Annotated in this window: 25 protein-coding genes and 1 other RNA gene; 4 read left to right on the top strand and 22 right to left on the bottom strand. The window is 62.0% G+C overall.

Going from position 1 to position 25,677, the window contains the following annotated elements; genetic code table 11:
* Positions 1-128: 128 nt before the first annotated feature.
* The 8 genes from VKT51_08115 to VKT51_08150 form a co-directional block, all read right to left on the bottom strand.
* A complete protein-coding gene (locus VKT51_08115) occupies positions 129-569 on the bottom strand; it encodes a hypothetical protein (protein ID HLJ84119.1) in 441 nt (146 codons plus the stop codon).
* Positions 570-578: 9 nt separating this feature from the next.
* Positions 579-1,661 (bottom strand): dipeptide ABC transporter ATP-binding protein, encoded by a 1,083-nt coding sequence (locus tag VKT51_08120; protein HLJ84120.1) that lies wholly within the window; start codon positions 1,659-1,661, stop codon positions 579-581.
* Complete coding sequence (locus tag VKT51_08125) at positions 1,651-2,706, bottom strand: ABC transporter ATP-binding protein (protein HLJ84121.1); 1,056 nt, start codon at positions 2,704-2,706, stop codon at positions 1,651-1,653. Before VKT51_08125 ends, VKT51_08120 begins: the two co-directional genes overlap by 11 nt.
* A gap of 87 nt (positions 2,707-2,793) precedes the next feature.
* Entirely contained in the window at positions 2,794-3,714 is a 921-nt protein-coding gene (opp4C, locus tag VKT51_08130; GenBank protein HLJ84122.1) for an oligopeptide ABC transporter permease, read from the bottom strand.
* 3 nt (positions 3,715-3,717) lie between these two features.
* A complete protein-coding gene (locus tag VKT51_08135; GenBank protein HLJ84123.1) occupies positions 3,718-4,680 on the bottom strand; it encodes an ABC transporter permease in 963 nt (320 codons plus the stop codon).
* A gap of 10 nt (positions 4,681-4,690) precedes the next feature.
* Positions 4,691-6,340, bottom strand: coding sequence for an ABC transporter substrate-binding protein (locus VKT51_08140; protein ID HLJ84124.1), 1,650 nt, complete (start codon positions 6,338-6,340; stop codon positions 4,691-4,693).
* Between the two features lie 20 nt (positions 6,341-6,360).
* Positions 6,361-6,723: a preprotein translocase subunit SecG gene (gene secG / locus VKT51_08145; GenBank protein HLJ84125.1), complete on the bottom strand. Its 363-nt coding sequence runs from the start codon at positions 6,721-6,723 to the stop codon at positions 6,361-6,363.
* A 75-nt stretch (positions 6,724-6,798) separates the two neighbouring features.
* Positions 6,799-7,548 (bottom strand): alpha/beta fold hydrolase, encoded by a 750-nt coding sequence (locus VKT51_08150; GenBank protein ID HLJ84126.1) that lies wholly within the window; start codon positions 7,546-7,548, stop codon positions 6,799-6,801.
* A 41-nt stretch (positions 7,549-7,589) separates the two neighbouring features.
* Between VKT51_08150 and VKT51_08155 the strand changes: the two genes are divergently transcribed.
* Positions 7,590-8,246, top strand: a complete 657-nt coding sequence (locus VKT51_08155) for a hypothetical protein (GenBank protein HLJ84127.1) — start codon at positions 7,590-7,592, stop codon at positions 8,244-8,246.
* On the opposite strand, the gene murI is transcribed toward VKT51_08155, so the two are convergent.
* The 6 genes from murI to VKT51_08185 form a co-directional block, all read right to left on the bottom strand.
* Positions 8,224-9,030, bottom strand: coding sequence for a glutamate racemase (murI, locus tag VKT51_08160; protein HLJ84128.1), 807 nt, complete (start codon positions 9,028-9,030; stop codon positions 8,224-8,226). The genes VKT51_08155 and murI overlap by 23 nt on opposite strands.
* 18 nt (positions 9,031-9,048) lie before the next feature.
* Positions 9,049-11,070: an N-acetylmuramoyl-L-alanine amidase gene (locus tag VKT51_08165; GenBank protein ID HLJ84129.1), complete on the bottom strand. Its 2,022-nt coding sequence runs from the start codon at positions 11,068-11,070 to the stop codon at positions 9,049-9,051.
* Positions 11,067-11,570 carry a GerMN domain-containing protein gene (locus VKT51_08170; protein ID HLJ84130.1) on the bottom strand — a complete coding sequence of 168 codons (504 nt, stop codon included), beginning with the start codon at positions 11,568-11,570 and terminating at the stop codon, positions 11,067-11,069. The genes VKT51_08165 and VKT51_08170 overlap by 4 nt, the downstream gene beginning before the upstream one ends.
* A 153-nt stretch (positions 11,571-11,723) precedes the next feature.
* Positions 11,724-13,001, bottom strand: coding sequence for an RNA polymerase sigma factor (locus VKT51_08175; protein ID HLJ84131.1), 1,278 nt, complete (start codon positions 12,999-13,001; stop codon positions 11,724-11,726).
* Positions 13,002-13,003: 2 nt separating this feature from the next.
* Positions 13,004-13,414, bottom strand: a complete 411-nt coding sequence (locus VKT51_08180) for a YciI family protein (GenBank protein ID HLJ84132.1) — start codon at positions 13,412-13,414, stop codon at positions 13,004-13,006.
* 161 nt (positions 13,415-13,575) lie between these two features.
* Positions 13,576-14,703 carry a permease gene (locus tag VKT51_08185; GenBank protein HLJ84133.1) on the bottom strand — a complete coding sequence of 376 codons (1,128 nt, stop codon included), beginning with the start codon at positions 14,701-14,703 and terminating at the stop codon, positions 13,576-13,578.
* A gap of 111 nt (positions 14,704-14,814) precedes the next feature.
* On the opposite strand from VKT51_08185, the gene VKT51_08190 reads away from it, so the two are divergent.
* Complete coding sequence (locus VKT51_08190) at positions 14,815-15,195, top strand: VOC family protein (GenBank protein ID HLJ84134.1); 381 nt, start codon at positions 14,815-14,817, stop codon at positions 15,193-15,195.
* Positions 15,196-15,238: 43 nt separating this feature from the next.
* Here the strand turns inward: VKT51_08190 and VKT51_08195 are convergent, their stop codons facing one another.
* The 4 genes from VKT51_08195 to VKT51_08210 all read right to left on the bottom strand — a co-directional run bounded on the left by VKT51_08195 (position 15,239) and on the right by VKT51_08210 (position 20,050).
* The gene (locus tag VKT51_08195) at positions 15,239-15,544 is read right to left on the bottom strand and encodes a hypothetical protein (protein HLJ84135.1); all 306 of its coding nucleotides are present in this window, start codon (positions 15,542-15,544) and stop codon (positions 15,239-15,241) included.
* Between the two features lie 131 nt (positions 15,545-15,675).
* Complete coding sequence (locus VKT51_08200) at positions 15,676-17,313, bottom strand: S53 family peptidase (GenBank protein HLJ84136.1); 1,638 nt, start codon at positions 17,311-17,313, stop codon at positions 15,676-15,678.
* 150 nt (positions 17,314-17,463) lie between these two features.
* Entirely contained in the window at positions 17,464-18,081 is a 618-nt protein-coding gene (locus VKT51_08205; GenBank protein HLJ84137.1) for a hypothetical protein, read from the bottom strand.
* 22 nt (positions 18,082-18,103) lie between these two features.
* Positions 18,104-20,050, bottom strand: coding sequence for a hypothetical protein (locus VKT51_08210; protein HLJ84138.1), 1,947 nt, complete (start codon positions 20,048-20,050; stop codon positions 18,104-18,106).
* 137 nt (positions 20,051-20,187) lie between these two features.
* Between VKT51_08210 and VKT51_08215 the strand changes: the two genes are divergently transcribed.
* Both VKT51_08215 and VKT51_08220 read left to right on the top strand, forming a co-directional pair.
* Entirely contained in the window at positions 20,188-20,568 is a 381-nt protein-coding gene (locus tag VKT51_08215) for a hypothetical protein (protein HLJ84139.1), read from the top strand.
* Positions 20,550-22,370: a GAF domain-containing protein gene (locus tag VKT51_08220; protein ID HLJ84140.1), complete on the top strand. Its 1,821-nt coding sequence runs from the start codon at positions 20,550-20,552 to the stop codon at positions 22,368-22,370. Before VKT51_08215 ends, VKT51_08220 begins: the two co-directional genes overlap by 19 nt.
* Before the next feature lie 10 nt (positions 22,371-22,380).
* Here the strand turns inward: VKT51_08220 and VKT51_08225 are convergent, their stop codons facing one another.
* From VKT51_08225 to uvrC, 4 genes are all read right to left on the bottom strand, one after another.
* Positions 22,381-22,611, bottom strand: coding sequence for a hypothetical protein (locus tag VKT51_08225; protein ID HLJ84141.1), 231 nt, complete (start codon positions 22,609-22,611; stop codon positions 22,381-22,383).
* A gap of 378 nt (positions 22,612-22,989) precedes the next feature.
* Positions 22,990-23,343: a transfer-messenger RNA gene (gene ssrA / locus VKT51_08230) on the bottom strand.
* Positions 23,344-23,433: 90 nt separating this feature from the next.
* Positions 23,434-23,802: a phage holin family protein gene (locus VKT51_08235; GenBank protein ID HLJ84142.1), complete on the bottom strand. Its 369-nt coding sequence runs from the start codon at positions 23,800-23,802 to the stop codon at positions 23,434-23,436.
* Entirely contained in the window at positions 23,803-25,647 is a 1,845-nt protein-coding gene (gene uvrC / locus VKT51_08240; GenBank protein HLJ84143.1) for an excinuclease ABC subunit UvrC, read from the bottom strand.
* Positions 25,648-25,677: the final 30 nt, after the last annotated feature.

The raw sequence follows: 25,677 nt of genomic DNA on the forward strand, positions 1-25,677 counted from the left end.
GGATGTGGGGCGCGCCTTTACGGCGCGCCGGCGGATGTGGGGCGCGCCTTTACGGCGCGCCGGCGGATGTGGGGCGCGCCTTTACGGCGCGCCGGCGGACCGTAAAGGTCCGCCCTACATCGCTCTGGTTAGTATAGGGCGAGGGCGGCGTTGACCAAGGTGGGTGCGTCGGTCATGTCCATGCTCGATATCGTCACGGTCACGCCGGGCGGCGTCCACTTCAGCCAGCCGACGTGCTGGTAGTACGGACCGGTCACCGTATATGTCGCCGGGTAGCCGTTGACCATATATATCTGGCCGGTCGGTTCCGGCGAAGGTCCTGGACTGCTCGCGTCGTCGTCGGCGCGCATGGTTTCCAAGACCGTGAGCTCGAGACGGTCGCCGAGGCGATAGACGATCTTCACGCTTGTCGGCCGCGACTGCGAATCGCTGGCAAGAATGGTGACGCTGTCTGCTTCAGCCGACGTCGGCATGACGTAGACGTGAAATGCCGCGTTGTCCACGACATCGGCAAGCGATTGACTTGCGCCCATCGCGCCGAGCAACAGCGCTGCGAGCGCCGCGATCACGAGCGCCTCTTACGCGACCGGCGCCACGCGCGCGCGCGTCGTGGGCCTGATCTGGGGCTGTTCGCCGTTCAATTCTTCTACTTTGTGACACGCCACCCAGTGGCCGGCGTAGTTGGAAAATGCCGGGACTTCTACTTTGCAGCGCTCGTACGCGATCGGGCAGCGCGTGTGGAATCTGCAGCCGCTCGGAGGATTGACGGGCGATGGGATGTCGCCTTCGAGGATGATGCGTTCGCGGCGCGCTTCGAGGCGCGGGTCGGGGATCGGAATAGCCGACAGCAGCGATTGCGTGTACGGATGGAGCGGGCGCTCGTACAGTTCGTCGCGGCCGGCAAGCTCCATCAACTTCCCGACGTACATCACCGCGACGCGATCGGAGATGTGGCGCACCACGGAGAGATCGTGGGCGATGAAGAGATATGTCAGCCCTAGCCGGTCCTGCAGATCCTGAAGCAGGTTGACGACCTGCGCCTGGATCGAGACGTCGAGCGCGGAAACCGGCTCGTCGGCCACGATGAATTTTGGATTCACTGCCAGCGCGCGCGCGACGCCGATGCGTTGCCGCTGCCCTCCGGAGAATTCGTGCGGATAGCGGTTGGCGTGATACGGTGCGAGACCGACCGTCCGGAGCAGCTCGTTGACGCGCGCATCGATTTCTTTACCGGATGCGAGCTTGTGGATCTGCAGCGGCTCGGCGACGATGTCGCCGACGGTCATGCGCGGGTTGAGGCTCGCGTAAGGGTCCTGGAAGATGATCTGCATCTCGCGGCGCAGCGCGCGCATGGCCGGACGTTTCAGGGTGGTGATGTCGATGGTGCCGCCCTCGAAATAGATATGGCCCCTCGTAGGCTCGACAAGGCGGAGGATGCAGCGGCCCACAGTCGTCTTGCCCGAACCGGACTCGCCCACCAAGCCGAGCGTCTCGCCTTCCTTGATGTCGAACGAGACGCCGTCCACCGCTTTGACGTCGCCCACGTGGCGGCTGAAAACACCCGCCATGATCTTGAAATACTTGGCGACATCGCGCAGCGCGACGAGCGTGTCGGCGCTCACGCCGTCGGTGGAAGCGGTCGGTTTGAGCTCAGCTGCCATCTGGCGCCTTCCGTTCGGCAGCGGCGGCGGCCGTCGCCTCTGCGGCAGCGCGCAACGCCTTGGTGTCGATATTTTTATCTTCCTTATATAGGAAGCATCGCGCCACGTGCCCCTCTCCGAATTCGTACGCCGGCGGCGGGGTGGTGATGCACTCGGGCATGACGTACCGGCAGCGCGCGGCAAACGCGCACCCGGGTGGCAGCCGCAGCAAATTCGGCGGCTGGCCATCGATCGGCTGGAGGCGCGTGCGGCCCTTTTCGTCGAGGCGAGGCAGCGAGTCGAGCAGGCCCCACGTGTATGGGTGCTTCGGTTCAGAGAATATCTGATCGGCGGTGCCGTATTCGATCATGTTGCCGCCGTACATGACGAGCACTTTCTCACATACTTCGGCGACGACGCCGAGATCGTGGGTGATGAGAATGATGGCAGAGTTGAGGCGGCGCTGCAAGTCGCGCATCAGGTCCAGGATCTGCGCCTGAATGGTGACGTCCAGCGCGGTGGTGGGTTCGTCTGCGATCAGCAGCGCCGGGTCGCACGACAGTGCCATGGCGATCATGACACGCTGGCGCATGCCGCCCGAGAACTGGTGCGGATAGTCGTTGATCCGATCGCGCGCTTCTGGGATTCGCACGAGAGCGAGCATGTCCACCGCGCGCGCCATGGCATCTCGCTTGTTCTTCTTCTGATGGATCATGATCGCTTCGGCGATCTGGTCGCCGACGGTGAGCACCGGGTTCAGGCTCGTCATCGGGTCTTGGAAGATCATGGAGATCTTGTTGCCGCGGATCGCGCGCATCTGAGGTTCGCTCAACAAGAGAAGGTCTTGTCCGTCGAACTCGATGCTGCCGCTCTCGATCCGCCCGGGCGGCATCTGGATCAGCCGCATCACGGCAAGCGACGAGACGCTCTTGCCGGAACCGGATTCGCCCACGATCCCGAGCGTCTTGCCCGCGTCAACGGAGAACGAAAGACCGTTCACCGCGCGGACGATACCGTCGTCCGTGCGGAACGTCACTTCGAGGTTTTTCACCGAGAGCAACGACATGGTCTTAGAACAACGCTCCTATGAAAACGGAGGTCGCGTCGAAGCGCGACCCTGTGCCGGATTTTTCACGCGCCGCACGGAGTATTCCTACGCTCCGCTGCCGCGCGTCTTGGGATCGAGCGCATCTCTGAGACCTTCGCCGACGAAGTTGAACGCGACGACGGTCATCACGATGAGCAGACCGGGGATGACCAACAGCCACGGCGCGCTGAGCACCTCCGGATCGAGCGCCTTTTGCAGACTATTGCCCCAACTCGGCGTCGGGATCTGCACGCCGAGGCCGAGATACGAAAGTCCTGATTCCGTCAAGATGTTGTCGCCGATGGCGAGCGTCGCCGCCACGATCACGGGCGCGAGCGCGTTGGGCAGCAAGTGCCGGAAGATGATCCGACGATCTTCGGCGCCGAAGGCACGCGCAGCGGTGACGAAGTCGCGCTCGCGCAGCGAGAGTATCTGACCGCGCACGAGGCGCGAGACGCCCGTCCAGGACAGCATTCCGATGACGACCATGATCACGATGATGCTGAAATTATTGGTCACGGCCTCCACGGTAAGGATCAGGAAGAACGTCGGGAAGGAAAGCATCATGTCGACGAATCGCATCATCGCCGAATCCACCCAGCCGCCGTAGTATGCCGCGATCGCTCCGTATATCGTGCCGAATGTGATCGCGATGAACATCGCGGAAAACCCGACTTCAAGCGAGATGCGCGCTCCGAACAACATACGTGAGAAGTAGTCGCGTCCGTCCACGTCGGTGCCGAAAAGGTGGTGAGCCGAAGGCGGCGTGGGCGTACCGATGATATTCATGTCGATGGCAAGCGGATCGTAACTGGTCAAATGGCCTGCGAAGACGGCGCAAAAAACGATCAGCCCGACAAGACCGAGGCCCACCAGCGACAGTTTGTTGCGAGCAAAGCGTCGCCAGACGTCGACGGCGACCGGAACGTGCGCGGGCATCGCTTGGTCGAGCGCGGATTCGAGGCCGATCGGTCGCGACGCAGCCATGTGCTAGTCGTACCTGATCCGCGGATCGGCGACGGCGTAGCCGATATCGGCAAGCAGATTCCCGACGACGACGAGCAAAGCTGAAAAGAGCGTGATGCCCATGATCGTGGGATAGTCGCGTTCGAAGATCGCGTTCAAACCAAGATAGCCCATGCCGGGTATCGAGAAGACTATCTCGGTGAAGTACGCTCCCGTGAGAAGGGCCGGCAGATAAAGGCCGATGAGGGTGATAACGGGCAGCAGCGCGTTGCGCAGCGCGTGCTTGTACACGACGACGCTCGGCGAGAGACCTTTGGCGGCCGCGGTCCGGATGTAATCTTCACCGAGCACGTCAAGCATTGAAGCACGCTGGTAGCGCATCCATGAAGCCAAACTCACGAACGTCAGCGTCGCGACAGGCAACACGAGATGACGGATCCGATCACCGAGGTTGAACCCGGTCGAACCCATTTCGCTCAGGCCCGACGCCGGAAACCAGTGGAGCCGCACCGCGAATATCTCGAGCATCATAATACCGAGCCAGAACGTCGGCATGCCGTAGCCGATAAACGCGATCGCCGTGGCGATATAGTCGATGACCGAATTCTTATGCGTCGCCGCGTAGATGGCTGTGGGTATCGCGATGAGCAACGTGCAGATGAACGACGTCGAGATGAGCTGTAATGTGATCGGGACCTTTTCGAGGATCTTTGCCATGACCGGCCGGCCGTCGATGAAGGAAAAACCCAGGTCACGATTGACGACGAGGTTATGCAGCCAATAGAAATATTGGACGTACCACGGTTTGTCCAACCCAAGCTGATGTTGGATTATCGCAAGATCTGCGGCCGACATCGGCCGCGCCGAATGCGTGAAAATGGACCCGACGCCGCCGGGCGCCAGCGCCATGATCGCATACGAGATGACCGAGATCCCGAGCAGAAGCGGAATGAGTCCGAGCAGGCGCCGGCCTATGTACGTGGACACCGAGCTGCGCTTACTGTGCTATCCACCATTTCGGAAGATTGAAGATCGTGTACGCGAAGAACGGACCGGCCTGCGCCGGGTCCACACCTTTCACGCGAGAGTTGACGACGTTGCGGTAATACGGCTCTACGGTCCAAAGATACGGCACGTCTTGTATCGCGAGCTCCTGCACTTTGAAATAAAGGGCACGCCGCTTTGCCTGGTCGGTCGTCTCGAGCGCCGCTTGCAGCAGCGCGTCCATCTTCGGATTGCTGTAGCGCGCATAGTTGAGGCCGGCCGGCGGGATCGCTTGCGTGCTCAAGATAAGCGTCGGATCGGGATCGGTGTTCTCACTTTCCCCTCCGGAATCGAGCTGAAATTTTCCATCCCGCTCGTTCTGATAGAAGACGTTGATCTCCGACTGCTTGGATGTGAGCTTGATGCCGACCGCCTTCATCTCGGCTTGTGCGAATTCGAAGTCTTTCGCTCCGGCTTCGTTACCCGAGATCAAGCCGACGGAAATCGTGAGCGGCTGACCGTTCTTTGAGCGGTAGCCGTCCGGCCCCATCTTCCAGCCGTCGGCGTCGAGTATCTGACCGGCCTTAGCTGGATCGTAGGGAAATGCGGTCTTTTCGGCTGGGTCAAGAGCCCATGATTGCGCGAGCGAGACAGGTCCGAAAACGGGGATATCCTCGCCGCGGAACAGTTTTGCGGATTCGGTCGCGCGATCCCAGGCGTACATCATCGCGCGCCGCACGTTGATGTCGCCCATGATCGGATCCTTGAGGTTCGGTATCTCCCAGTTGAAGTCGTTGGCGTACGTGTGGATGTGCGTGAAGCGGTTATCGTCTTTGACGGCCTGCCATTGCGCGCCCGTCAACTCGTATGTCATGTCCACTTCGCCGTCTTGCAGCGCGATGAGCACCGCCTGTTCGGTCTGGTACTCCTTGATGTACACCTCATCGATGTACGGCCGGCCATTCCACCACGTCTTGTTGCTGGTCAGGGTCATGTGATCGTCTTGCTTGAAATCGGTGACGATGTATGGGCCGTCGCTGACGAACGATCTCGAGATGTCGAGATGTCGCATCGCCGAGTGCGAAACCTTGGCATAGATGTGTGCCGGCAACGGCGCGTGCACGACGCCCCCGAGAACATCGGCGAGAAACGCCGCGTTCGGCGTTTTCAATTTGTAAACGACGGTCCATTTGTCCGGTGCGGTGAGACCGGCAACGATGTCGTAGTCGGATTTGTATGGCGCCTGCGTCGCCGGATCCGACTCGAGTGCGTATTCGTACATCACGTCTGCGCTCGTCACCGGCTGGCCATCGCTCCACGTGGCGTTGTGGCGCAAGTGCATCGTATACGTCAAACCGTCTTTTGAGATTTCCCATTTCTCGGCGAGCCACGGGACGACTTGCATCTGGGGGTCGACGTTGACCAGCGTGTCGTAGGCGAGCGCAAGATCGTTGCCGGCCCCTTCCACGTCAGCGTAGATCGGCAGCAGTGTGTCCGCCGCAGAATTTGAACCGATCTTAAACGTTCCGCCGTAGTGCGGCGTTCCGGCCGCGGCCGTTCCGTTCTCAGGCGCGGTCGAGGTGGAAGTCGATCCACCGCCCGAGCATGCTGCGAGCAACGCGGCCGCGACGACGAGTGCGGCGGTCTGCGGCAGATGACGCATGATCTTTGTGCCCCCGCTGGCTATCGAGTGATGAAGAAAAATGCGATCGCGAGGATGACGAATGCGCTCGCGAACGTGGTGGTGAGCCGGCCCATCTGTTGCTCGAGGCCGAGCCTACCGTGGTACGCGGATTCCATCCGCCCGCCGATGCTGCCGCCGAGACCCTCGGTCTTGGTGGTCTGCGCGGCCATGAGCGCGATGAGCCCTACCGATGAGACGATGAACAAGCCTTGGACAAGCGCCAAGATGACGGGATGCTGCTGGCCCCACGTCGCAGGTGCTCCGAAGAGATTTGGCGGCAGCACGAGCGGCACAGGTGTGGGGATAACGGGCGCTCGCGTAGCGGCGGCGGCAGCGGCGAGGGCAGTGAGGAATGCGAACACGCGTAGCCTGCTCCGTAATGACGGTCAAGACGGGGTGATAGAGCGATAGTTCTTCGGTAAAACGTCCCGCGTACCCTATGCGGATTTCATCTCCAGACCCTTAAGAAAGTCCAGCACGGCGGGTGCGAATCGCTGCAGACGCGGCCGCACCGTTATGAGATGGTCGTGTCCGTCGAGCATCACCACGCGCACATCGGCCGAGCCGACGGTATCGCGGATGTATTCCGCATTTCGCGCCGGCGAGGTGGGATCGGCCTTGGACTGCACGATCAGCAGCGGCGCGCGCACTTTGGGTAAGATGTCCTTCGCCATCGCAAGCACTTCCAACACCGGCGGTGCGGCGTTGACCGGCACCGTCGAATAACCCACCACGTTGCCCTGCCACGCCGCGAAGTTCGCGGGCGTGCGAAGCGTCGGTACGAAGCGGTTCAGAAACGGCACCGCGCCGGCGACCAGCGGATCCAAGAACACCGGCGTCGAGAAGCAGACGATTCCGCTCACCGTGTGCCGCGTCGAGAGATAAAGGCTGAGCGCACCGCCGAGAGACAGTCCGAGGAGATAGACTCGACAAAAGCGCCGGCGCGCTTCGTCGAAGGCGCGCTCTGCGCCATCGATATAGTCTGACGCTTCGATCTGTGCGAGATCGTTTTCATGCGTCGCATGTCCGGCGAGCGCCGGACCGATGACGCCGAACCCATTTTCATGCAAGAGTTCGCCGAGCGCGCGCACCTCAAACGGACTGCCGGTGAAGCCGTGCAGCAAGAGCGCACCGGGGCCGCCATCCGGACCGAAGCTGAAGGGCTCACCGCCTGCGAGATACGTCATGCGGGCAGGGCGGGCGTCGCGCGCCAGGAAAGCAACGCGCGATGCGCGATCCGGCGAACCCACGCGAGGCCAAAATCTCGTCGGGCACAGTCGTGCTGCTGCGGGAACATCGCGCGGCTGTTGAATTCGCGCGCGCACTGTCCACGATATTCAATCCTTTTCTCTCCGCCACGGCGCTTTTCATCATCGTCTCGCATGCCTACTCGACGTCCAGGCTCGAGTTCTGGAAGCTGTCGGCAGCGGGGCTCTTCTTCTTCACCGTCGCTCCGCTGGCGTGCGTCCTCTACCTTTACCTTACCGGTCGCATCTCCGACTTCGACATGTCCGAGCGGCCCGAGCGCCAGCGCGTTTTTGCGGCGTTCGTCGTGATCTATCTCCTCGCCGCGATCTCGCTCTCGGCTCTCCATGCGCCGGTTCAACTCGTCGCGATCACGTGGGGATACTGGGGCACGGCGCTGCTCACGATGGTCATCACGCGTTGGTGGAAGATCAGCACGCACGCGTTCGGCATCGCGGGGCCGTTCACGGTCATGTTCTTTCTGTTCGGTAAGGAGCCGCTGCCGTACGTGATCATCGTGCCGCTGGTGTGCTGGGCCCGCGTCTACCTGCGCAGTCATACGGTGGCGCAAGTCGTGACCGGATCCGCCATCGCCGTGCTCTCGACGTTCGTCTTCTTCAAGTTGTTCCACTTGGTTTGAGATCGACGTGCCGCAGCACGTCGATCCGCGTACCCGTCAAGAGCTGGGCGTTCGCGGCGAATTCGTCCTTGTCGCCGCTGACCTCAAATGAGAGCGTGCCGCGGCTGTGGTCGAGCCCTGCGATCATCTGACTCACTTTCGCCGCGCACGCGGCCGCCGGATCGACGATTGCGACCTCGTCGCCGAGCGCGGTCGTGAACCAGGCGGCCAAATGCTGAAAGTGCGTGCATCCGAGGACGAGCGTGTCGCAGCCGGCGCGCAGGATCGGGCCGCAATACAATGCGACTGCATCTCTCGCGCGCACGCTCGCCCACCCGCCGGATTCGACGATCGGCACGAGCGACGGCGCCGCGACGGATGTGACGCGCGCGTCCGGCCGGTACTTCAAGATCTCGCGCTCGAACACGCCGCTGCGCACCGTCGCGTGCGTCGCGATGACCCCGATGCCGCCGTTCCGGGTGGCTGCCGCTGCCGCGAGCGCGCCGAACGAAACAACGCCGACGAGCGGAACGGTGGAGACAGGCCAGCCCGCCGCGTCAAAGGCCGCGCACGTGGTTCCGGACGCGACGACGATGACCGAGGGGTCGTGCACGAGCAGTCGTTTGACGATTGCCGCGCCGAGCGCGGCGACGTCCGCAAGCTCGCGGCCTCCGTACGGCACGTGGGCGGTGTCGGCGAAATACATATAGTCCGTGTCGAGCGTGAGCGCGCGCAATGCCGACAGCACGGTCAAGCCGCCTAGACCCGAGTCGAGAAGGGCGACTCGACGGGCCGGGCTTGTCATATCAGAACGAGAGTCCTGTCAAGGTGAAGGTCCGGGGGTCGGCGATGCGTGCGGTCCCCCGGTGAAATCCATGATGCCTTTGACGATTCCTGCAGCGATGCGGTCGAGGAACGCCGGCTGCTGCAGCAACGTGCCGTCATGTGCGTTGCTTAGGAATGCAGTCTCGACGAGCACCGCCGGCATGGCGGCGTGTTTGATGACGTAGAAATCTTCGCGCTTGACGCCGACATCGGCGATGCCGTCAGACGCCACCGTTTCCGCTTGCACATCTTGGGCAAACGCCTTGTCCGCGGGCTGCCAGTAATACGTGGTCGTGCCGTTCGGCGCGGTCGACACCGACGAGTTGATATGGATGCTGACGAACACGGTGGCGCCCGCGGCGTTTGCGACGTCGTCGCGCGCCTGCAGTTCCTGCTTGTCGACGCCGTTCGGATCGCCGACCTCGTAGTCGCCGTCTCTCGTCATGACGACACGCCAGCCGAGCGATTGCAGCCGGTTCTGCACGATTTTCGAAATCTCAAGCGTGAGATTCTTCTCGGTCAGCCCGAGGTCCGGATTGAGCGATCCAGGGTCGTTGCCGCCGTGGCCCGGATCTATGACGACAAGATCGCCGACCGTCGCCGCCGGTTGGATCGAAGCCATCGGCCTTGGCGATGCGTTCGCGACCACCGCAGCGTTCAGTTCTCCGACGCCGGCCATCGGCGTGTCAGGCGCGGGCGTCGCGGTCTCTATCTCTATTCCGATCTGATTGCTCGTCCCCGCGACCTGGCCTACGCGGATATCTGTGTCGCGGCTCGGCGCAATCGACAAGCGCACGACTTTATCCGGCACGAGCAGATGTTGGCTGACCTTAGCCGATTTGATGAAATCGAGCTGCACATCCAGGTCTCGCGACGCGCCGACCAGCACGGCATGATCGAGATCGAGCCAGAAGCGATCGTCGGGATCACCGAGCCTGTGCCATGAAAAACTTACCGGTCCGGAAAGCGTGAGCGTGATGCGCATGCCGGTCGGTACGCGCGCGACGCTCACGGCGGTGACTCTCTGATCGGCGGATGGAGCGGGAGAGCCGCTTGGCGTGGGTTCGGCGACGGGCGCCGCGGTTGTGACTCCGTTTATCGGCGACGATGTGTCGACGGGTTCGGGGACAGCAGGCGTGGGCGAAGCGACTTGCGGAGTCGCGGTCGGCAGCGTCGTTGCGGACACCACGACATTGTTGATGCGGGTCACCGCGCTTGGCGTGGCTGCGATCGTGGCCGTCTTCAGCGCTGCTTGATCGCGCGCGATGACGATATCCATCTCCGCGCCGCCGTCACCGCGGCGCGCGACGAAGCTCGCCTTGCCGGCCAGCGCCAGGGTCAGCGTTGTCGTGGGATAACCCGGCGGGCCGTTCTCTGCGATGGTGCCGCGCGCCACAAGACCGATACGACGTTGCACATCGGCAGCGAGGTCGGTGCCGAAGCCGGGAAACGACACGGTCAGCGTACGCGCGCGCGACTGGGCCGCGTACGCACTATGCCAGCTGATAACGCCGGACCCGGCGATGTGCAGGATCGTCCGCGGACCGTCTTGCCGAGAACTGATCGAAAGTATCTGCGGCACGAACACGTACCCGCCGTGGAAGCCGCGCACGCCGAGGCCGAGCGCGCGCGCGAGCGGCAACAGCGGCAAGTACAGTTGTCCGCCCTGCGTGAACGGCGCGAACGGGATCGCAGTCGCGGCGCTGTTGACGCTGACCGCATTGCTTCCGACAGTGAACGTGATGAGCTCACCGTCTGCGCGCGTGATCGCGACGAAACGGGTGCCGGGCTGCCACGCGAGGTGTGCGGCGACTTGATCGAGCATCGCGTTGAGACCCGAGTCGTTGACCGGAGCGACCGGATCGCCGAATGCGATCCCGAGTTTTTCGAACGGGATCTGCCGGCCGGCGACCCAGACTTGTGCCGAAGTCGGCGTGACGGTGGTGGCGAGCGCCGGGACCGGCAAATCGAGTGCCAAAGCGGCGGCCAACGCGATGCCCGCTGCGAGCCGGATCATCATTGGGCGAAGGTCGTGCGCGAGAGCGGTTCGTCCAGTTCGAGTTGACCGCCCGGAAGCGAAGGCACGACGACGCCGTTCAGGCGGATCTGTACCGCCGTTATTCCCGGAATATCGGTGACCGTGTACGTGAGCGACTTGAAGAGCCCGGCTTCATCGCCGGCGCCCCGGCTGAATCTTTTTGTGATCGAGCCTGTGAGGTCGACGACCGCGGTCGCTTCCTTCAGCGAGACTTTGGCACGGGTATCGGGCGGAAATGTGAGGAGATCTGCGGCTGGGTCGAGCGGACCAGCCAAAAGCTGCTCCACGGCGTACTGCGCACGGGCCGCCCCAGACAGCCCCGGCGCGGCAGAGTAATGGAAGGCAACCAGCGTGTCGCTGCCCGCTTTACTGTAGTAGACGGTTATTTGATTGGTCGGAGGCGGCTCTGCGCCCCGATGGTTGCATCCGGCGACGCTCAAAACGAGCGCTATCGTGACTGCTAATCGTGTTCTGCTCGACATCCTGTCGATGATCTATCCCTCCTGCCCGTACAAACGTTTGTTTGGGCAGAGTATGTAGGGCGGACCTTCATGGTCCGCCGTCGATGATGGCCGAAGGGGTCGACGCGAGTCGGCCCCGGCAAACGCAACGTGGGCCGACTGGCGTCGGCCCCTTCATTGCGTGAGGGCTCGCGCGCGAGCGTGCAAGAGCTCGCGTTCGCGAGCGTTTTGCGTGAGCGACGCCGCGCGCTCGAATTCTTTTCGAGCCTCTTCGTGGCGGCCGACCTTTTCGAGCAAGTCACCGCGAACGCTCGGCAGCCAATGGTACTGGGCTAGCGAAGGTTCGTCGTCCAGTCCGTCGACGAGCGCCAGGCCGGCCGCCGGACCGTATGCCATGGCGACCGCAACGGCTCGGTTCAATTCGACGATCGGCGTCGGCGTCAGCTGCGCGAGCGCGTCGTAAAGCGCAACGATCCGCGGCCAATCAGTCTCACCGGCTGTTCGGGCGCGTGCGTGGCATGCGGCGATCGCGGCTTGCAACGCGTACGGTCCGAGCGCGCCACGGAGATCCTCGGCGCGCTTGAGGGCGGCGAGGCCGCGCCGTATCAGCAGGTAGTCCCAGCGTCCTCGATCTTGGTCTAACAAGAGAATGGGCGCTCCCGATGGCGAGACACGCGACTTCAGACGCGACGCCTGTATTTCCATCAAGGCGACAAGACCATGGACTTCCGGCTCAGCCGGAGCCAGTTCAGCCATGATGCGACCGAGGCGCAGGGCGTCTTCGCACAGCGCCGGTCGAAGCCAATCCTCTCCGGCCGTCGCCGCATATCCCTCGTTGAAGATGAGATAGAGAACTTCAAGCACGGACGACAGTCGTCCGGCGCGATCGGCTCCGCTCGGCACCTCAAACGGCACGCGAGCTTCCGCCAGCGTTCGCTTGGCTCGTACGATCCGCTGTGCGATCGTCGGCGTCGAGACGAGAAAAGCGCGCGCGATCTCTTCTGTCGTCAAGCCGCCGAGCAGGCGAAGCGTCAGCGCGACTCGCGCATCGGTTGTGATGATCGGATGGCACGCGATGAACATGAGGCGCAGGAGATCGTCGCCGACGCCATCGTCGGCCCCATCGAACGCCGCCACGGTCAGTTCGTCAGCGGCTTCCAGGCGATGGCCGATCTCTTCGCTCTTCTCTTCCAGACGCTTCAATCGGCGAAAGACGTCAACCGCGCGGTGTTTCGCCGCGGTCATGAGCCACGCGCCTGGATTGTCAGGAATGCCTGACTCGGGCCACTGCTCGAGCGCCGCGACGAGTGCGTCCTGCGCGAGATCCTCCGCAAGGCCGACGTCGCGGACGAATCGCGTTAGTCCGGCGATGAGGCGCGCCGACTCGATACGCCAGATCGCATCGATCGCGCGATGCGCTTTCGATGCGACCGTTGCGTCAGGTTCGCTCACATCTATACGTTAGGCTTGGCGCCGGCCGAGGCTGCCTTCTGGTTCCCGACAATCTCTTCGAAGTCCGATTCCTCGAAAATCTGGCGGATTTCGATCTCGGAGTCGCCGGCATGCGGGTTGGGGCAGCGCTTGACCCACTCGATGGCTTCCGCCAACGATTTGACTTGCCAGATCCAAAAGCCGGCGACCAGTTCTTTCGTCTCTGCGAACGGACCATCCACGACCGTACGCTTTGACCCGGAGAACTGCACGCGCGCGCCCTTCGAACTCGCTTGCAGGCCGTCGGCGGCGAGCAGCATGCCGGCTTTAGCGAGTTCTTCGTTAAATTTTCCCATAGCTTCGAGGAGTTCGAAACTCGGCATCACGCCCGCTTCCGATTGCTCGTTCGCTTTGACCAAAACCATGACTCGCATCTACTTCTCTCCTTTACTTGCAACTCTGCGTGAGCCCCGCATCGTCGACCTACTCGCACCGCAGCGGTCTCTACTCACGCGTCGATTTTGGCACGGCGATTTCGACACTCGCTGTACCGCTACGGGGAATTTTCGAGCCGGCTAAGCGCCGACTCGATGGGTCAATCGTGATGGTGATGTCCGGCGTGCGGATCTGAGCCTCGATTACCCCACCACACGAGAAGCCCGACGATCGCGAGAAACAGTATGTTCAAGATCGTCGTATAGTCAAAGCTGATCTGTTCCACGGCCATCAAGAAATTTCCCGACGGGCGCGGCGTCAAATGCAAGGAGCCGAACACAGCGTCCACGAGTAAGCCTGCGACGACCATCGAGAGATAGAACACCGCGACCATGCGCAACGCGAGCGCCCAACCGTAATACTTCCGATAGATGTCGACGAGCGGCAGCACGATCAGGTCGGCGTAGAGAAACGCGATGACGCCGCCGAAGGTGCTGCCGCCGTTCCAGAGGACTGCCGCGAGCGGCACGTTGCCGATAGAACAGACGAAGCTGAGAAAGGCGATGACCGGTCCGATCGAAGCGTTCTCGACGACTCGAAACAGCGTTGGCCCCCCGGTGACGAACAAATGCTGCCACCACGTCGCGGGCACGCCGACGGCGAGAAAGCCGGCTATCAGGAAGCCTAAGATCAGATCGGTCTGCAGCATGGACCAATCCATCTCGAAGTAGTGCGCGATATAGCGCCAGCCCTCACCGGATCGCAGTTTCTCCATCAACGTGGCACCGGGGGCGAGCATGTCGCCGTGATCGTGCTGGTGCGTCGAGCCCGTTTCCACATGCGCGCGCCCGCGTTCCACCAACGCCGGCGAAATGAAGAGTTTCGCAAAGAGCGCGAAGATCGCGATCAGCACGAGTCCGCCGACCCACTCTGCGACGACGAACGGCCAGCCCATCAGCCGCCAGAGAATAAAGCCGAGCTCGATCACGAGATTCGTCGAGGCGAACATGAATGCCATCGACGTCGTGAAGTTCGCACCGCGTTTGAATATCGATTTCGCGGTCGCCGCCGCCGCGTAGCTGCACGACGAACTCGCCGCACCGAGAAGCGCGGCAAGTCCGAGTTCACGGAACCCGGCGCGACCGAACAGCGCAGCCATCCCGCCTTTCGGCACGTACGCCTGCACCATCGCGGAGAGGATGAACCCGAGCAACAGCGACCAGAGCACCGCCCAGAACATCGCGAACGACGCGTAAAGCCACTGGCTGATGAAATGTACGACGATCATCGATCTACCGCTGCCTGCGCGCGTTTCACATCGGCGGCATGTCGAAGGAAGCCGCAGGCTCGAGGCAAATCATGCGGCTCTGCTTCGTGCGACGTTCGAATCGAGGGTGCGATGGGCAACCAGCTTTCCTATAAAGTCACGGGAATGGATCTGAGCGGATACATGGTCAAGGATGCGGCACGAGCGATCGCCTTCTACCGCGATGTGCTCGGCCTAGAACCGGTGACGATCTATCCGGACAATCGAGGCGCAGAATACGAACTCGCCGACGGCACGACCTTCGGACTGTGGGGCGGCGGCGGGGTCGTCATGCCGTTTCAGCCGAGCAACGGAATATTGTTCGCGGTCGACGATCTCGACGCTGCGGTAGCTGCGCTCAAGGCCAAGAGCATCCCCGTCCTCATGCAGCACGACACGCCGGTCTGCTCCATGGCGATGATCAACGACACCGAAGGCAACATGATCACCTTCCACAAGCGCAAGGCGATGTGACTTTGTCGTCGACCGTTTAGGCCGGGCGTCGAGCGCCCTTCGTCTATGCCCCGCGCGTCCGTGCTTCGCGCAGTTCCCGCTGAACCGGCCATTCTGAAAAGGCGAAGATTAGGACGATGATGAGGTTGACGATCGGAATGAGCAACAGCAAGCTGAGCGCGCCCGAATAACCGGCCTTCGACGCGATCGTCCAGTTGATCCACAGACTTAAGATGAGCAGGCCGATGCCTATGAGGACCCCGACGATGCCCATGCCCGCGATGGCGGCGAAGGCGCCCGCGGACGCGTTGGTGGCCGCATCGCTATTGGCATCTGCGAGCAGCAAAACAAAAAGAAGCGGAGAGATCATGACGACACCTCTTTCGGACAGCATGTGTGCCGGAACGACCGTTCGCCCGCTTCCTCGCTAAACCCCTGGACTATCGGACAAGAGGAGCCGGGAGAAAAACGAGGGCAAGCGCTGCTTGCCCTCGTCACGTGTCATTCCACCCCGGCGAATTTGAAGCCCTTGATCGAGCCTATGCCGGTCGTGTTGTCGTAACCCGTGTGCGCGCTGAAGCCGCCGTTTGAGCCGATCTTTATGTCGTGGAATACGGTGTAGCCATGCGCCTTGAACGCCGCATAGATGTTCGGGTTGACGTACCCGAAGCGCTTCCCGTCTTTCTGATTGATCGTCACCTGCAGCGCGCAGTACGTCGGCGACGACCACGATGTGCCGCCGATCGGACCTTGGAACGCGCCGCCGAAAAAGAACGAGAAGCCCGTAGATGGATCTGCTGGGAACGCGATGTCGGGCACGTTCCGATGTGTGGTGGACGCAAGTCCCGGCACGCCGACCTGGTATGTGGGAATCGGCAGAACTGCCGACACGCCGCCGCCGGTCCCAGACCATGTGCGCTCGGACATGTACATCGCATGCGAGTTCACGAACAGCGATGTGCCGCCGACCGAGACGAAGCGCGGTTCCACCGCAGGCGTCGATTGGCCGGTCGTGGAGCTGCACTCTTGTGAGCCGCCGTCTCCCGCTGACGCGCTAAAAGTGATGCCTTTGGCTTCGCCTTGCGTCGCGATGTGGTTGGCCGCTTTGGCGTACGGCTGGTCATCCGTCTCGCAGACGCCGAAGCTTGAATTGACCACGTCGACTTTGTTGTCGGAGACGATCCTGTTATACGCGCTTTCGCCAGGCGCGTCGATCGGATCTTCGAGGATATAAAGGTAGATATCGGCGCCGGGCGCGAGCGATGCCATCGTCTCGACATCCAGCGTGGCTTCGACGACAGCCGGATCACTGGGGCTCCAAGCGCCCGTGCCCTGGATGAGCGTGCGGTGCGTCTTTCCGGTGCGCGTCTCGCCGAAGAACGTCAAGAACGACTTGATGTCTGAATCTTTCACGGTGCCGGCCACGTTAGCGACCGCATGGCCCGTGCCGTCGAAGCCGTGCTGCACCGGGAAATCGAAACCTGTCGCAAGGGCGACGGGACCGAATCCGCCGTCGGGTCCGTGAAGCATGCCGCCGACGGTGTCGGGCTGCACAGCCAGACGCCGACCGCGGACCCAATCGTATTGGGCTTTGTTGAGATTATCAAAGCCGGAGATCGCGACCACGTCGTTTTGCAGCTCGTCCGGCACTATCGCAGGGCGCGCGTTTGCGTAGCGCAGCCCGTATCCGTTCTGAAAGACTTTGTGTATCTCGGTTTTAAAATACGCGTCCGCCGCTTGCGCCGGACCTTCAACGTTGAGCAACGTGCGATTGTTGTACGTGCCGGTGACGCGGAAACCCGCGCGCTGCATCGTCTGGGCTACGCGCGCATAGTCTGCTTGGGATGGCGCGAAGTAGGCATTGAATTGATAGTTGTTCAGGAAGCGCCCGAAGTACGGTGAAGACGGATCGCCTTGCGCATCGACGAGCCGCGATAGTTCGGCCTCATGGCGATAGTGGAGCGTGATCGCGAGTGAGACGACTTGCGAGCGCGAGGCGATGCCGAGATCGCGCACATCGCTGCGAACGGGAACGTTTGCTGCAACGGCGGGCGTGAGTTGCGCATTCGCTCGGTGTGGTGCGCCGATCAGCAAGAGCGCCGCAGCTGCCGGCACGATGAACTGCTGGAATCTGACCATGACCCCTCCAAAGAAAGATTGTGATTCCATACAGTGTACGCTTGAGGCGCAACTGCGAACAAGGCCCAATTCTATTCAGCGATGCTGGCGGTTCTCAACCTCAACAGCTCTAGAATTGTGGTGGCATCATTTCGGCACTATTCTGGAGCGTTAACTCTTATGCGGACAAATCGCATCGTAGATGCCAAACGCGCACCAGTCAGACTGCGGCACGCCGTACTCCCGCATCTCAGCGACTCCGATAGCGCCGCCGCCGCCTGCGATCCTATGCCATCCGCCGACTCTCTTTTTGAAGAGTGTCGCTCCGCCTCCGCCCCCGTACCATCCGCCAATGGCATAGTTGGCTGAAACAACGACGTAGGGTATCAGCCTTCCATCCATTTGCCGGCGAATAGCCTCAATATCTTGAACAGGGCCCGAATCGTTCCGCACTCCGCGGCATGGCCGATCATTTTTCGGCGCCGGCAGACTTCGCATCAGCCTCGCACCGTCTCCCCGAGAGATCCCGTGCCCGTCTATCTGACATTGAAAGTAAAGAACGTCGAGTGCTTGCCAGCCGAACGAAAATCGCTCGACGAGGATCGGCTCGATGACCGCAGACCCTTCCATCAGGCCGCCGTGCGTCAAAACGGCGGCGTATCGTCCCACGACGTTCATGCGCTCGACGACGGCTACCGTTCCTTTGGGCTGATAGAGCGCGTTCAGCGCAGCTTGTTGAGGCGATGACGCGAAGTTAGCGAACGCATAGGCCGCAAATATTGCGATCACGATGCACCCCTCTGATTCGGCATCATAGATTCGGATTCGCGCGCTGCTGGACGAGCGCGTCGATCGCGGTCATCTGCTGTCGAACGATATCCAGCGCGCTGGCCTGCGCGTCGCGATCGCGCCGCAGCTCGGCGTTGCTTTCGCGCAGCTCTTCGAGCTGTTGGCGCAGCGTTTCGGCCTCGAGGTGATCGTACGCGGCCCCGGCGGGCATCGCAAGCTCGCGCAAGCTGCGGATCTCGTCGGGATCGAGCGCCTCGCCGCCCACGTGGCCGCCGTAGAGCGCAATCGCGGCGACCTCGTGTCGGATGACGATCGGCACCGCGAGAAGCGGTTGCTGCAATCCTGTCGGCATATCGGGGCGCGCATAACGGACGTCGGACAAGCGGACCGGTTCCAATTCGGCTTGCAACAAGACGACGAGATGATCGGACGCTTCGAGCGACTCCGTCGAACCATCCCAGCCTAAAGCGAAGCGCCGTCGAAACGATCCGTTACCTTGGCGCCGAAAGACGGCGCTCGACGAAAGTTCCAGAGCACTTTCGGGATCGGCCGAAAGTGTTTCATCGACGAAATCGACCGACGGTGCATGCGGCAGCATCCGCGCCACGCGCGCCAACCGTTTTTCAGCGAGATGGCGGCGGCGGAAGAGCACGCTGTCGACGAAATGATCTACCCGCCCGTGCATCGTGTTGAGCGAGAATCCAATCGTGACCGCAACGACGATCTCAACGACAAACGCGAGCTGCGTGCGCTCCAGCCACTTACTGATGAAAAAGTCGATGAGCGCGAAAACCCCGACGAGTATCGCCGTGAGGATTGTATAGACAAGCGTTCGGCTCGCGACAAAGCCGACGTCGATGACGCGGTGACGGATCGTGCCGTACGCGACCGCAACGGCGAAAAGCGAGAGAGAGAGCGATGCTAAGATCGGGATGAGCGCGTTGGCGATGGGATTCGTATAGATCGTATTGACGACGATGCCACCGGCGTCGAGCGCGACGTAGAGCGCAAACGTCGAGATCACGGGTAGTAGCCGTTGGCGAGCGCTGCCGCGCGCTGCCGCGAGCGAAGAGGCGAGAGCGACGAGCGCCACGATTCCCACAAGCGCCGGAAAGATGTAGTCGGCGATGAGCCCGACGACGTAGGGAGGGGGCGAAGAGCCCACGAGAATGTCGGCTGCGAAGTACACAGTCATAGCGAGGTAAACACAGCCAATCGGAATCGCGGCGCGATCGAGCGTTCGAAGCCAACCGCTCGGGTTGTCTCCGGGGAAGCGGCTGACGAATATGAGCAAGCCCGCAAACGTGATGGCGTTGCCGACGAGCAGACTGATCGACGTGAGGAAAAAGATGTCTGGCGTCGACCAAGGGTATGCAACCGACGTTGCCGCTGCCGCGATGCCTATCGCCAAGAAACCCCAGGTCATGCGACCCGGTCGCATAAACACGAGCCAGATGCCGAGCGCGCTGATCAGTACACCGGAGATAAATACCGCGATGCTCGATAGCTGGGAGCCGACCTGGGGGACGGCGCGCAGCGTTACGGTCCTGCGGTTGCCGCCGTTCAGGACGTTTACCGTGAGCTTATCGCCGATCGCGACAGCTTCGGGCACCTCGAGATTCACACGACCGATGAGCGGGAGGCTCGCGAAGTCGATCTTGTCGCCCGGCCGGATACCGGCGTTTGCCGCGGGCAGGTTGGGAGACACTGAGATGATCGTCGCGCCGTCGGCGCCGACATTCCAGCCGAAGACACCGAAGCCGAACTGCGTGCTCGCTATCAGCGCGACGAAGCTGAGAATGATGAGTGCGACGCACAGCACGACAATCGCCACCGTGATGAATCTCGGTGTCGCCGGCGCGGTTGATTCCGCTTGCACGGTGCGTAATTTCACGGCGGCGGCCGTCAACGCCTTGAACAGCCGAGACTGCTTTGTTACCGGCGCCGCCAATGTTAGCGGAGAAAGCACGCGGTGAATCCAACCGATTCGATGCGTTCGGCGGCGCGGCGATCACACGCGCGTATTGCTGATATCCGATGAAGGCAAAAACTATGCGAAAAATGGGCGTTCTCAGGAACTCTTTTCATCCGTTTTTATCGGTCTGCGTGGCGGCCGCGCTTGTGCTGCCTATGGTCTCCGCCGCGTCTGCGGGAGCTTCCCCGGGAGCGGCCGCTGAGAAGCCATACATCTCGTGCTCGACGTCAGGCGGTGCAGGGATCAACACCTACATCACGGGCGTTTTTCAAACCACGTATCCAGTAAAATATCTGCCGAGCGGGGGATATCTCGTCGATCAATCAGTGCTCGATCGCTTCTACGCGTACCTGACGAAGAAAGGCTACCATTTTAAGCCCGGCAGCAACTATGGCTGCGTCGTAGAACCGACCAAGGCGCAGGCTGAGGCCGCCCAACGTAAGCGGTATGAGAGCGGCGGCTGCTCGAACTGCGGCAAAGTTGTGGAGACCGGTTGGAAAGACACGCCGTAGCATTCCGCATGGCCGCCCGTTGGAAGTGGCTTCTCGTCGCATTGTGCGCGCTCTGCGCCGCGCGCCTCCTCGTCAACACCGTCGCCCTTTTCGGCCTCGGCGGACCTCCATGGTTTGGTTGGTGGGACGCAAACTTCTACACGAACGGCCGCCCCTACACGATCATCTTCGATCCGCCCGCGCCGGGCGGCGCAGCCGCGCTCGGCGGCGTGCGCGGAGGCGATACGCTGGATCTCCGCGAGCAAAGCCTCGATTCGCGCCTCGATCTCTTCACGCAGCCGATGTCGGGCAAGCCTGTCCACCTCATCGTCCACCGCGGGCGGAGCACCGTGGAGCTAGACGTAGCGCCGGCTCCGATCTGGCAGGTCAATGCCGGCCTAAAGGCCACTCGCGGGCTGCTGCAACTCATTGGCGGGTTGCTCCTGATCGGCTGCGCGCTGCTCATCTCGTTGCGCCGGGCCGATTCCGTCGACGCGCGCCTCCTTGCCGGCATGCTGCTTCTCTTGAGTGTTGCCGTCGTCGGTACGGTACCGAGCTCGATCGGAACCTTCCTGATCTCGATCGCGGGCGGGATCTGCGTTCCGGCTGCGCTCGCGTTGATGATCGCACTCTCCTCTCGATTCGGCGCTCGCAGCCGTGCGCGAACAGTTATGGAAATACTCGCCTATGGCGCCATCGGTCTGGCAATCATCCGGACCTTCGCGTTCTTCTATGCGCTGGTCACGTTACGTGTCGACCCCTACGTCTACGGGCCCAACTCGATTGCCATCATCCAGACGATCGCAAACATCGCGATGCTAATTGTGGTGGGCATGGCGGTCGCAGCCACGCCGTCAACGGAGCGGCCGAGAGCCGGATGGCTTCTGCTTCCGATACCAATCGCGCAAGTAGCGAGCATCCTTTTCCTAAGGCTCGGAGTCAACGTCGCGCACACGTGGGTGTTGCAACAAGTGGTCGGGAATCTCGGCTATCTCTGCCTCGTCATCGGTGCACTCGCCATCACGTACGCGCTGCTGCGGCGACGCGTCCTCGATTTCGAGTTCATCGTCGGACGCACCGTCGTCGTGGCGACGGTGTCGCTCATCGTCGTCGCCGCGTTCACGTTATTAGAATGGCTGCTCGGCACGGCGCTCGCGGGCATCGGCAAAACCGGCGGCATCGTCGCAAACGCGGCTCTGGCGCTCGCGCTGGGCGTCTCATTGCGCTACATCCATCGGCGCGTCGACGCGTTTGTCGACGCAACCCTCTTCCGCAAGCGCCACGAGGATGCGCGCGCCCTGCTGGCTTTTGCGAAGGAAGCGGCTTTCGTCACCGACCCGGATGCGTTGATCGATCGCGCGATCGCCGACATCCGCGCGCATACGGATGCGCGAAGCGCCGTAATCTACGTTGACGGCGAAGGATCCTTTCACCCGGCGCGCTCGTACGGCGACGGCACAGCGGCTGCGGTTGGTCCAAACGACGGCGCGATCCTCGCGCTCAAGGCTTGGCACCATCCGATCGACCCGCATCGGTCCCCGTCGTCGCTCGACGGCGCCCTTGCCATTCCGATGTTAGGCCGAGGCCGGTTGTTGGGCGTACTGCTCCTCGGCGAGCGCGCCGGCGGCGAAGCCTATGCGGCAGACGAGATCGAGACGCTGTCGCAGTTCGCGTCGGGAGTCGGGGCGGCGTTGGAATCGCTTGCGATACGTGGCGAGGCGCACTCAGTAAGCGCATCCCTCGCGAAGATCCAGACGACGCTCGATGCTATGCACGATGTGATGACGCGCATCGATGCGCGTTTCCGATCGTCGCCGAGCTGAGAATTCCGAGTTAGGTTCGCGAATGTGCACCTGGGGCTTCGATTCCGAGCAGCGCCGATAATCTGCGCTTGCCGCACCCCGTCACGGAAATTGCCGCGAAGCGAAGCGTAAACGTCGGCTCCGTCACTGATGGCGGTAGACGTTCTCCTGTCACGAAGACTCCATCTAAGTCGTAGACCATGTGCCCGCTTGTCGGGTCGTCGATGTGCACGTGGGTGATCGTCTTTCGGTCGGACATCATGCGAACGAGCTTTGGGCCGTCGGATGCGTTCGCCAGTCCGATGTACAGTCTATTCGTGCTGCAAATCCATCCAGTTCCGGTGATCTCGTTAACGAGGATACGACCGGTCTCCGCAGACCAAAACGTCGCAGGAGCATGAGCGGAAGGATATTCTGACGTCACAGGTGACCCCGTCAACATTGGCCGCGGTGTCGAGCCAATTCGCGAGGCGGGGTTCGACGAGTTTGCCCCGGCATGCGAGTGCGCTGAATGTGCACAGGCCGTCTGCACGAGACAAAGCGCGATCGCAAACCAACCTGGAACGCGGGTAAGCCAGGTTCTCATGCGGAGAGGTTAGTTGCCCCTTCACATCTGTGGAGTTGTGGGATAATGGGGACTTGGTGGAGGCGACCGGAGTTGAACCGGTGTCCGAGAAGACCCCCACGAAGGCATCTACAAGCTTATCTCGGGTTTTGATCTCGCGACTGCGTACGCTCCCGAGCGAGCTTACCGCTGCCGCCAACCCCGATCAATTTCCCGAACGCGTCGTGGTCCCCGCGCTCGGTAGCCGAACTTTTTTGACATCCGCGGGCCCGTGCCGGCGCCGTTGCCCCGCGGACGTAGTAGCCTAAGTTAGGCTGCTAGTGCGTATTCGCTATTCGCGTTTATACGGTTTCCGATCGTTTAAGGAGAGCTCGGAACTCCGCTTGCTTCCTTCGCCTGGGCACAGCCCGTCGAGACCGTGACGCCCCCACGCCGGATGATTCTACCCTATTAGACGGACGCGACGCAAGCGATGCAGGTCGGCGCCGTCCCGCCGGACGCCGACCTGCGAGGAGCACGTTAGGGTGTTGTTCGCTTCTCTTCGCTCTCATCGTGCAAGATCAGCGATGCGATCCATGAGATGATCGTCACAGCGATCGCGCCCCAGATCGCGGCCCAGAGACCGGGCACGTGGAAGCCGGGTACGAGATTGAGGACCCATTCGAAGATCAACCCGTTGATGATCAACGTGAACAATCCGAGCGTGAGTATGACGAGCGGACACGTGAGGACCATGAGTATCGGCCTGATGATCGCGTTGGCGATGCCGAGCACGAGCCCGCCGATCGCGATGGCCGTCAACGAATCGGCCCGAATCCCAAAGAAATTGAAATGCGCGATGAGCCAGAGCGCGAGCGCGTTCACGATCACGCGTATTATGAATCGCATCTAAGTGTTCAACGCCTCCTTGATGGAGTGTGCGACCGATGCCGATATCCCGGGAACCGTTCGGAGCTGCTCTTCCGACGCGCGGCGAACGCCGGAAGCGGAACCGAATTTTCGCAGCAGCGCCTTTTTCCGGGCGGCGCCGACGCCGGGAACGGCATCGAGCGGCGACGCTATCTGACGCTTGCCGCGCAACGTCCGGTGATACGTCACCGCGAAGCGATGCGCCTCGTCTCGAACCCGCTGGACGAGGTGCATTGCCGGCGAGTTTGCCGCAAGGAGCACGGGCTCCGCTTCGCCCGGCAAATACAGCTCCTCGAACTGTTTTGCAAGAGCGGCCGCCGGAATCGCCACAAGGTCGAGTTCGCGCAGGACTTCGAGCGCCGCATTGAGCTGACCGCGGCCGCCATCGATCAAGAGCAGATCCGGACGCCGGGAGAACTTCTTCTCCTTTCCCTCCGCGGGTTCGTTGAGATAGCGCAGCCTGCGGCGCAGCATCTGCGCCATGTTCGCGAAATCGTCGTTGCCGTCGCCTTGGATCTTGAAGCGGCGATAGTCCGACTTGCGCGGCCGGCCGTCTTCGAACACGACCATGGATCCTACGACGTCGGTTCCCTGCACATGCGAAATATCGAAACACTCGATGCGGCGCGGCTGCGTCGGCAGATTCAAGGCCGACGCGATCTCCACCAACGCCGTGGAAGTGCGTTCGTCGGCGACCGCCGTCCGCGTAAGATGATCGGCGAGATGCTGTTCCGCGTTGCGCCGTACTTTGCGCAAATAGTCGGCGCGTGGTCCGCGCTCCGGCGCGAGGATACGGACGCGGTTGCCGCGCTTGCCCGACAGCGCACGCTCCACGCCTGCACGGTCGGGGATGCGCGATTCGAGCATGATCTCTTTTGGTATCACCGGCGCGCGCGCGTAATATTGCTGGACGAATTCCGCGAGCACCTCATCGGGCCCGCGGCCTTCGGTGCCCTCCAAAATAGACGACTCCTGTCCAACGAGCAAACCTGCGCGCACGAAGAAGACCTCCACGCACGACACGCCCTGACCGTGCGCCGCCGCGACCACGTCCATGTCGATGCGGCTGCGCCAGACCACTGCTTGACGGGCCATGATGCGGTGCAGATCGGTCAGACGATCGCGCAAGCGCGCCGCCTGCTCGTAGGCCATGTCGTCCGACGCCTTCTGCATCTCGCGCTCGACGCGCGCGACGAGCGCATCGTAACGGCCTTCTAGAAACAATGCGACCTCTGCGACGATGGCGTCGTATTCCGCTTCGGTCTGCAAGAAGGCACACGGAGCCATGCAGCGTTTGATGTGATACTGGAGACACGGCCGACGATACGTCACGCCGATCTCGCCTGTGCAGGTCCGCAACGGGAACGCACGCCGCACGATCTCGATCACCTCGCGCAGCGCCGCGGCGTTGGTGAACGGGCCGAAATAACGGCCGCCGTCATCGATCAGTTTGCGCGTGAAGATGAGGCGTGGGAACCGTTCACCCATCGTCAGCTTCAAGTGCGGATAAGATTTGTCGTCTTTCAACCGGATGTTGAACGGCGGCCGGTGCTGCTTGATGAGATTGCATTCGAGCAGCAGCGCTTCCGTATCGTTGGCGACGATGATCGTGCGGATATCGCGGACGAGGTCGACCATCGCATCGGTGCGCGCTTGATGCGGGCGACCTGGTTGGAAATACGACCGGACGCGCGAACGCAGGTCGATGGCTTTGCCGACGTAGAGAACTTCGCCGCGCTCGTCCAGCATCTGATAGATGCCGGGCTCGGCGGGCAGCCGTTCCAGCGCATTGCGGACGTTGTCGTTGATTGTGGTCGCGGTCATGGATGTTCGTATTGTTCGACGCTAGGGCAA

This window comes from Candidatus Eremiobacteraceae bacterium, assembly GCA_035295225.1.
Taxonomy (GTDB): domain Bacteria; phylum Vulcanimicrobiota; class Vulcanimicrobiia; order Eremiobacterales; family Eremiobacteraceae; genus JABCYQ01.

Bases quoted from the DNA above. Each gene is read 5' to 3' on its own strand.
- VKT51_08235 (HLJ84142.1), bottom strand. From the start codon at position 23,802: ATGCGATTCATAATACGCGTGATCGTGAACGCGCTCGCGCTCTGGCTC.
- VKT51_08185 (HLJ84133.1), bottom strand. From the start codon at position 14,703: ATGATCGTCGTACATTTCATCAGCCAGTGGCTTTACGCGTCGTTCGCG.
- murI (HLJ84128.1), bottom strand. From the start codon at position 9,030: ATGACAAGCCCGGCCCGTCGAGTCGCCCTTCTCGACTCGGGTCTAGGC.
- VKT51_08225 (HLJ84141.1), bottom strand. From the start codon at position 22,611: ATGATGTCCGACCGAAAGACGATCACCCACGTGCACATCGACGACCCG.
- opp4C (HLJ84122.1), bottom strand. From the start codon at position 3,714: ATGGCTGCGTCGCGACCGATCGGCCTCGAATCCGCGCTCGACCAAGCG.
- VKT51_08180 (HLJ84132.1), bottom strand. From the start codon at position 13,414: ATGCGAGTCATGGTTTTGGTCAAAGCGAACGAGCAATCGGAAGCGGGC.
- VKT51_08140 (HLJ84124.1), bottom strand. From the start codon at position 6,340: ATGCGTCATCTGCCGCAGACCGCCGCACTCGTCGTCGCGGCCGCGTTG.
- VKT51_08155 (HLJ84127.1), top strand. From the start codon at position 7,590: ATGCGCGATCCGGCGAACCCACGCGAGGCCAAAATCTCGTCGGGCACA.
- VKT51_08200 (HLJ84136.1), bottom strand. From the start codon at position 17,313: ATGGTCAGATTCCAGCAGTTCATCGTGCCGGCAGCTGCGGCGCTCTTG.
- VKT51_08150 (HLJ84126.1), bottom strand. From the start codon at position 7,548: ATGACGTATCTCGCAGGCGGTGAGCCCTTCAGCTTCGGTCCGGATGGC.
- VKT51_08195 (HLJ84135.1), bottom strand. From the start codon at position 15,544: ATGATCTCTCCGCTTCTTTTTGTTTTGCTGCTCGCAGATGCCAATAGC.
- VKT51_08170 (HLJ84130.1), bottom strand. From the start codon at position 11,570: ATGTCGAGCAGAACACGATTAGCAGTCACGATAGCGCTCGTTTTGAGC.
- uvrC (HLJ84143.1), bottom strand. From the start codon at position 25,647: ATGACCGCGACCACAATCAACGACAACGTCCGCAATGCGCTGGAACGG.
- VKT51_08165 (HLJ84129.1), bottom strand. From the start codon at position 11,070: ATGATGATCCGGCTCGCAGCGGGCATCGCGTTGGCCGCCGCTTTGGCA.
- VKT51_08125 (HLJ84121.1), bottom strand. From the start codon at position 2,706: ATGTCGTTGCTCTCGGTGAAAAACCTCGAAGTGACGTTCCGCACGGAC.
- VKT51_08190 (HLJ84134.1), top strand. From the start codon at position 14,815: ATGGGCAACCAGCTTTCCTATAAAGTCACGGGAATGGATCTGAGCGGA.
- VKT51_08120 (HLJ84120.1), bottom strand. From the start codon at position 1,661: ATGGCAGCTGAGCTCAAACCGACCGCTTCCACCGACGGCGTGAGCGCC.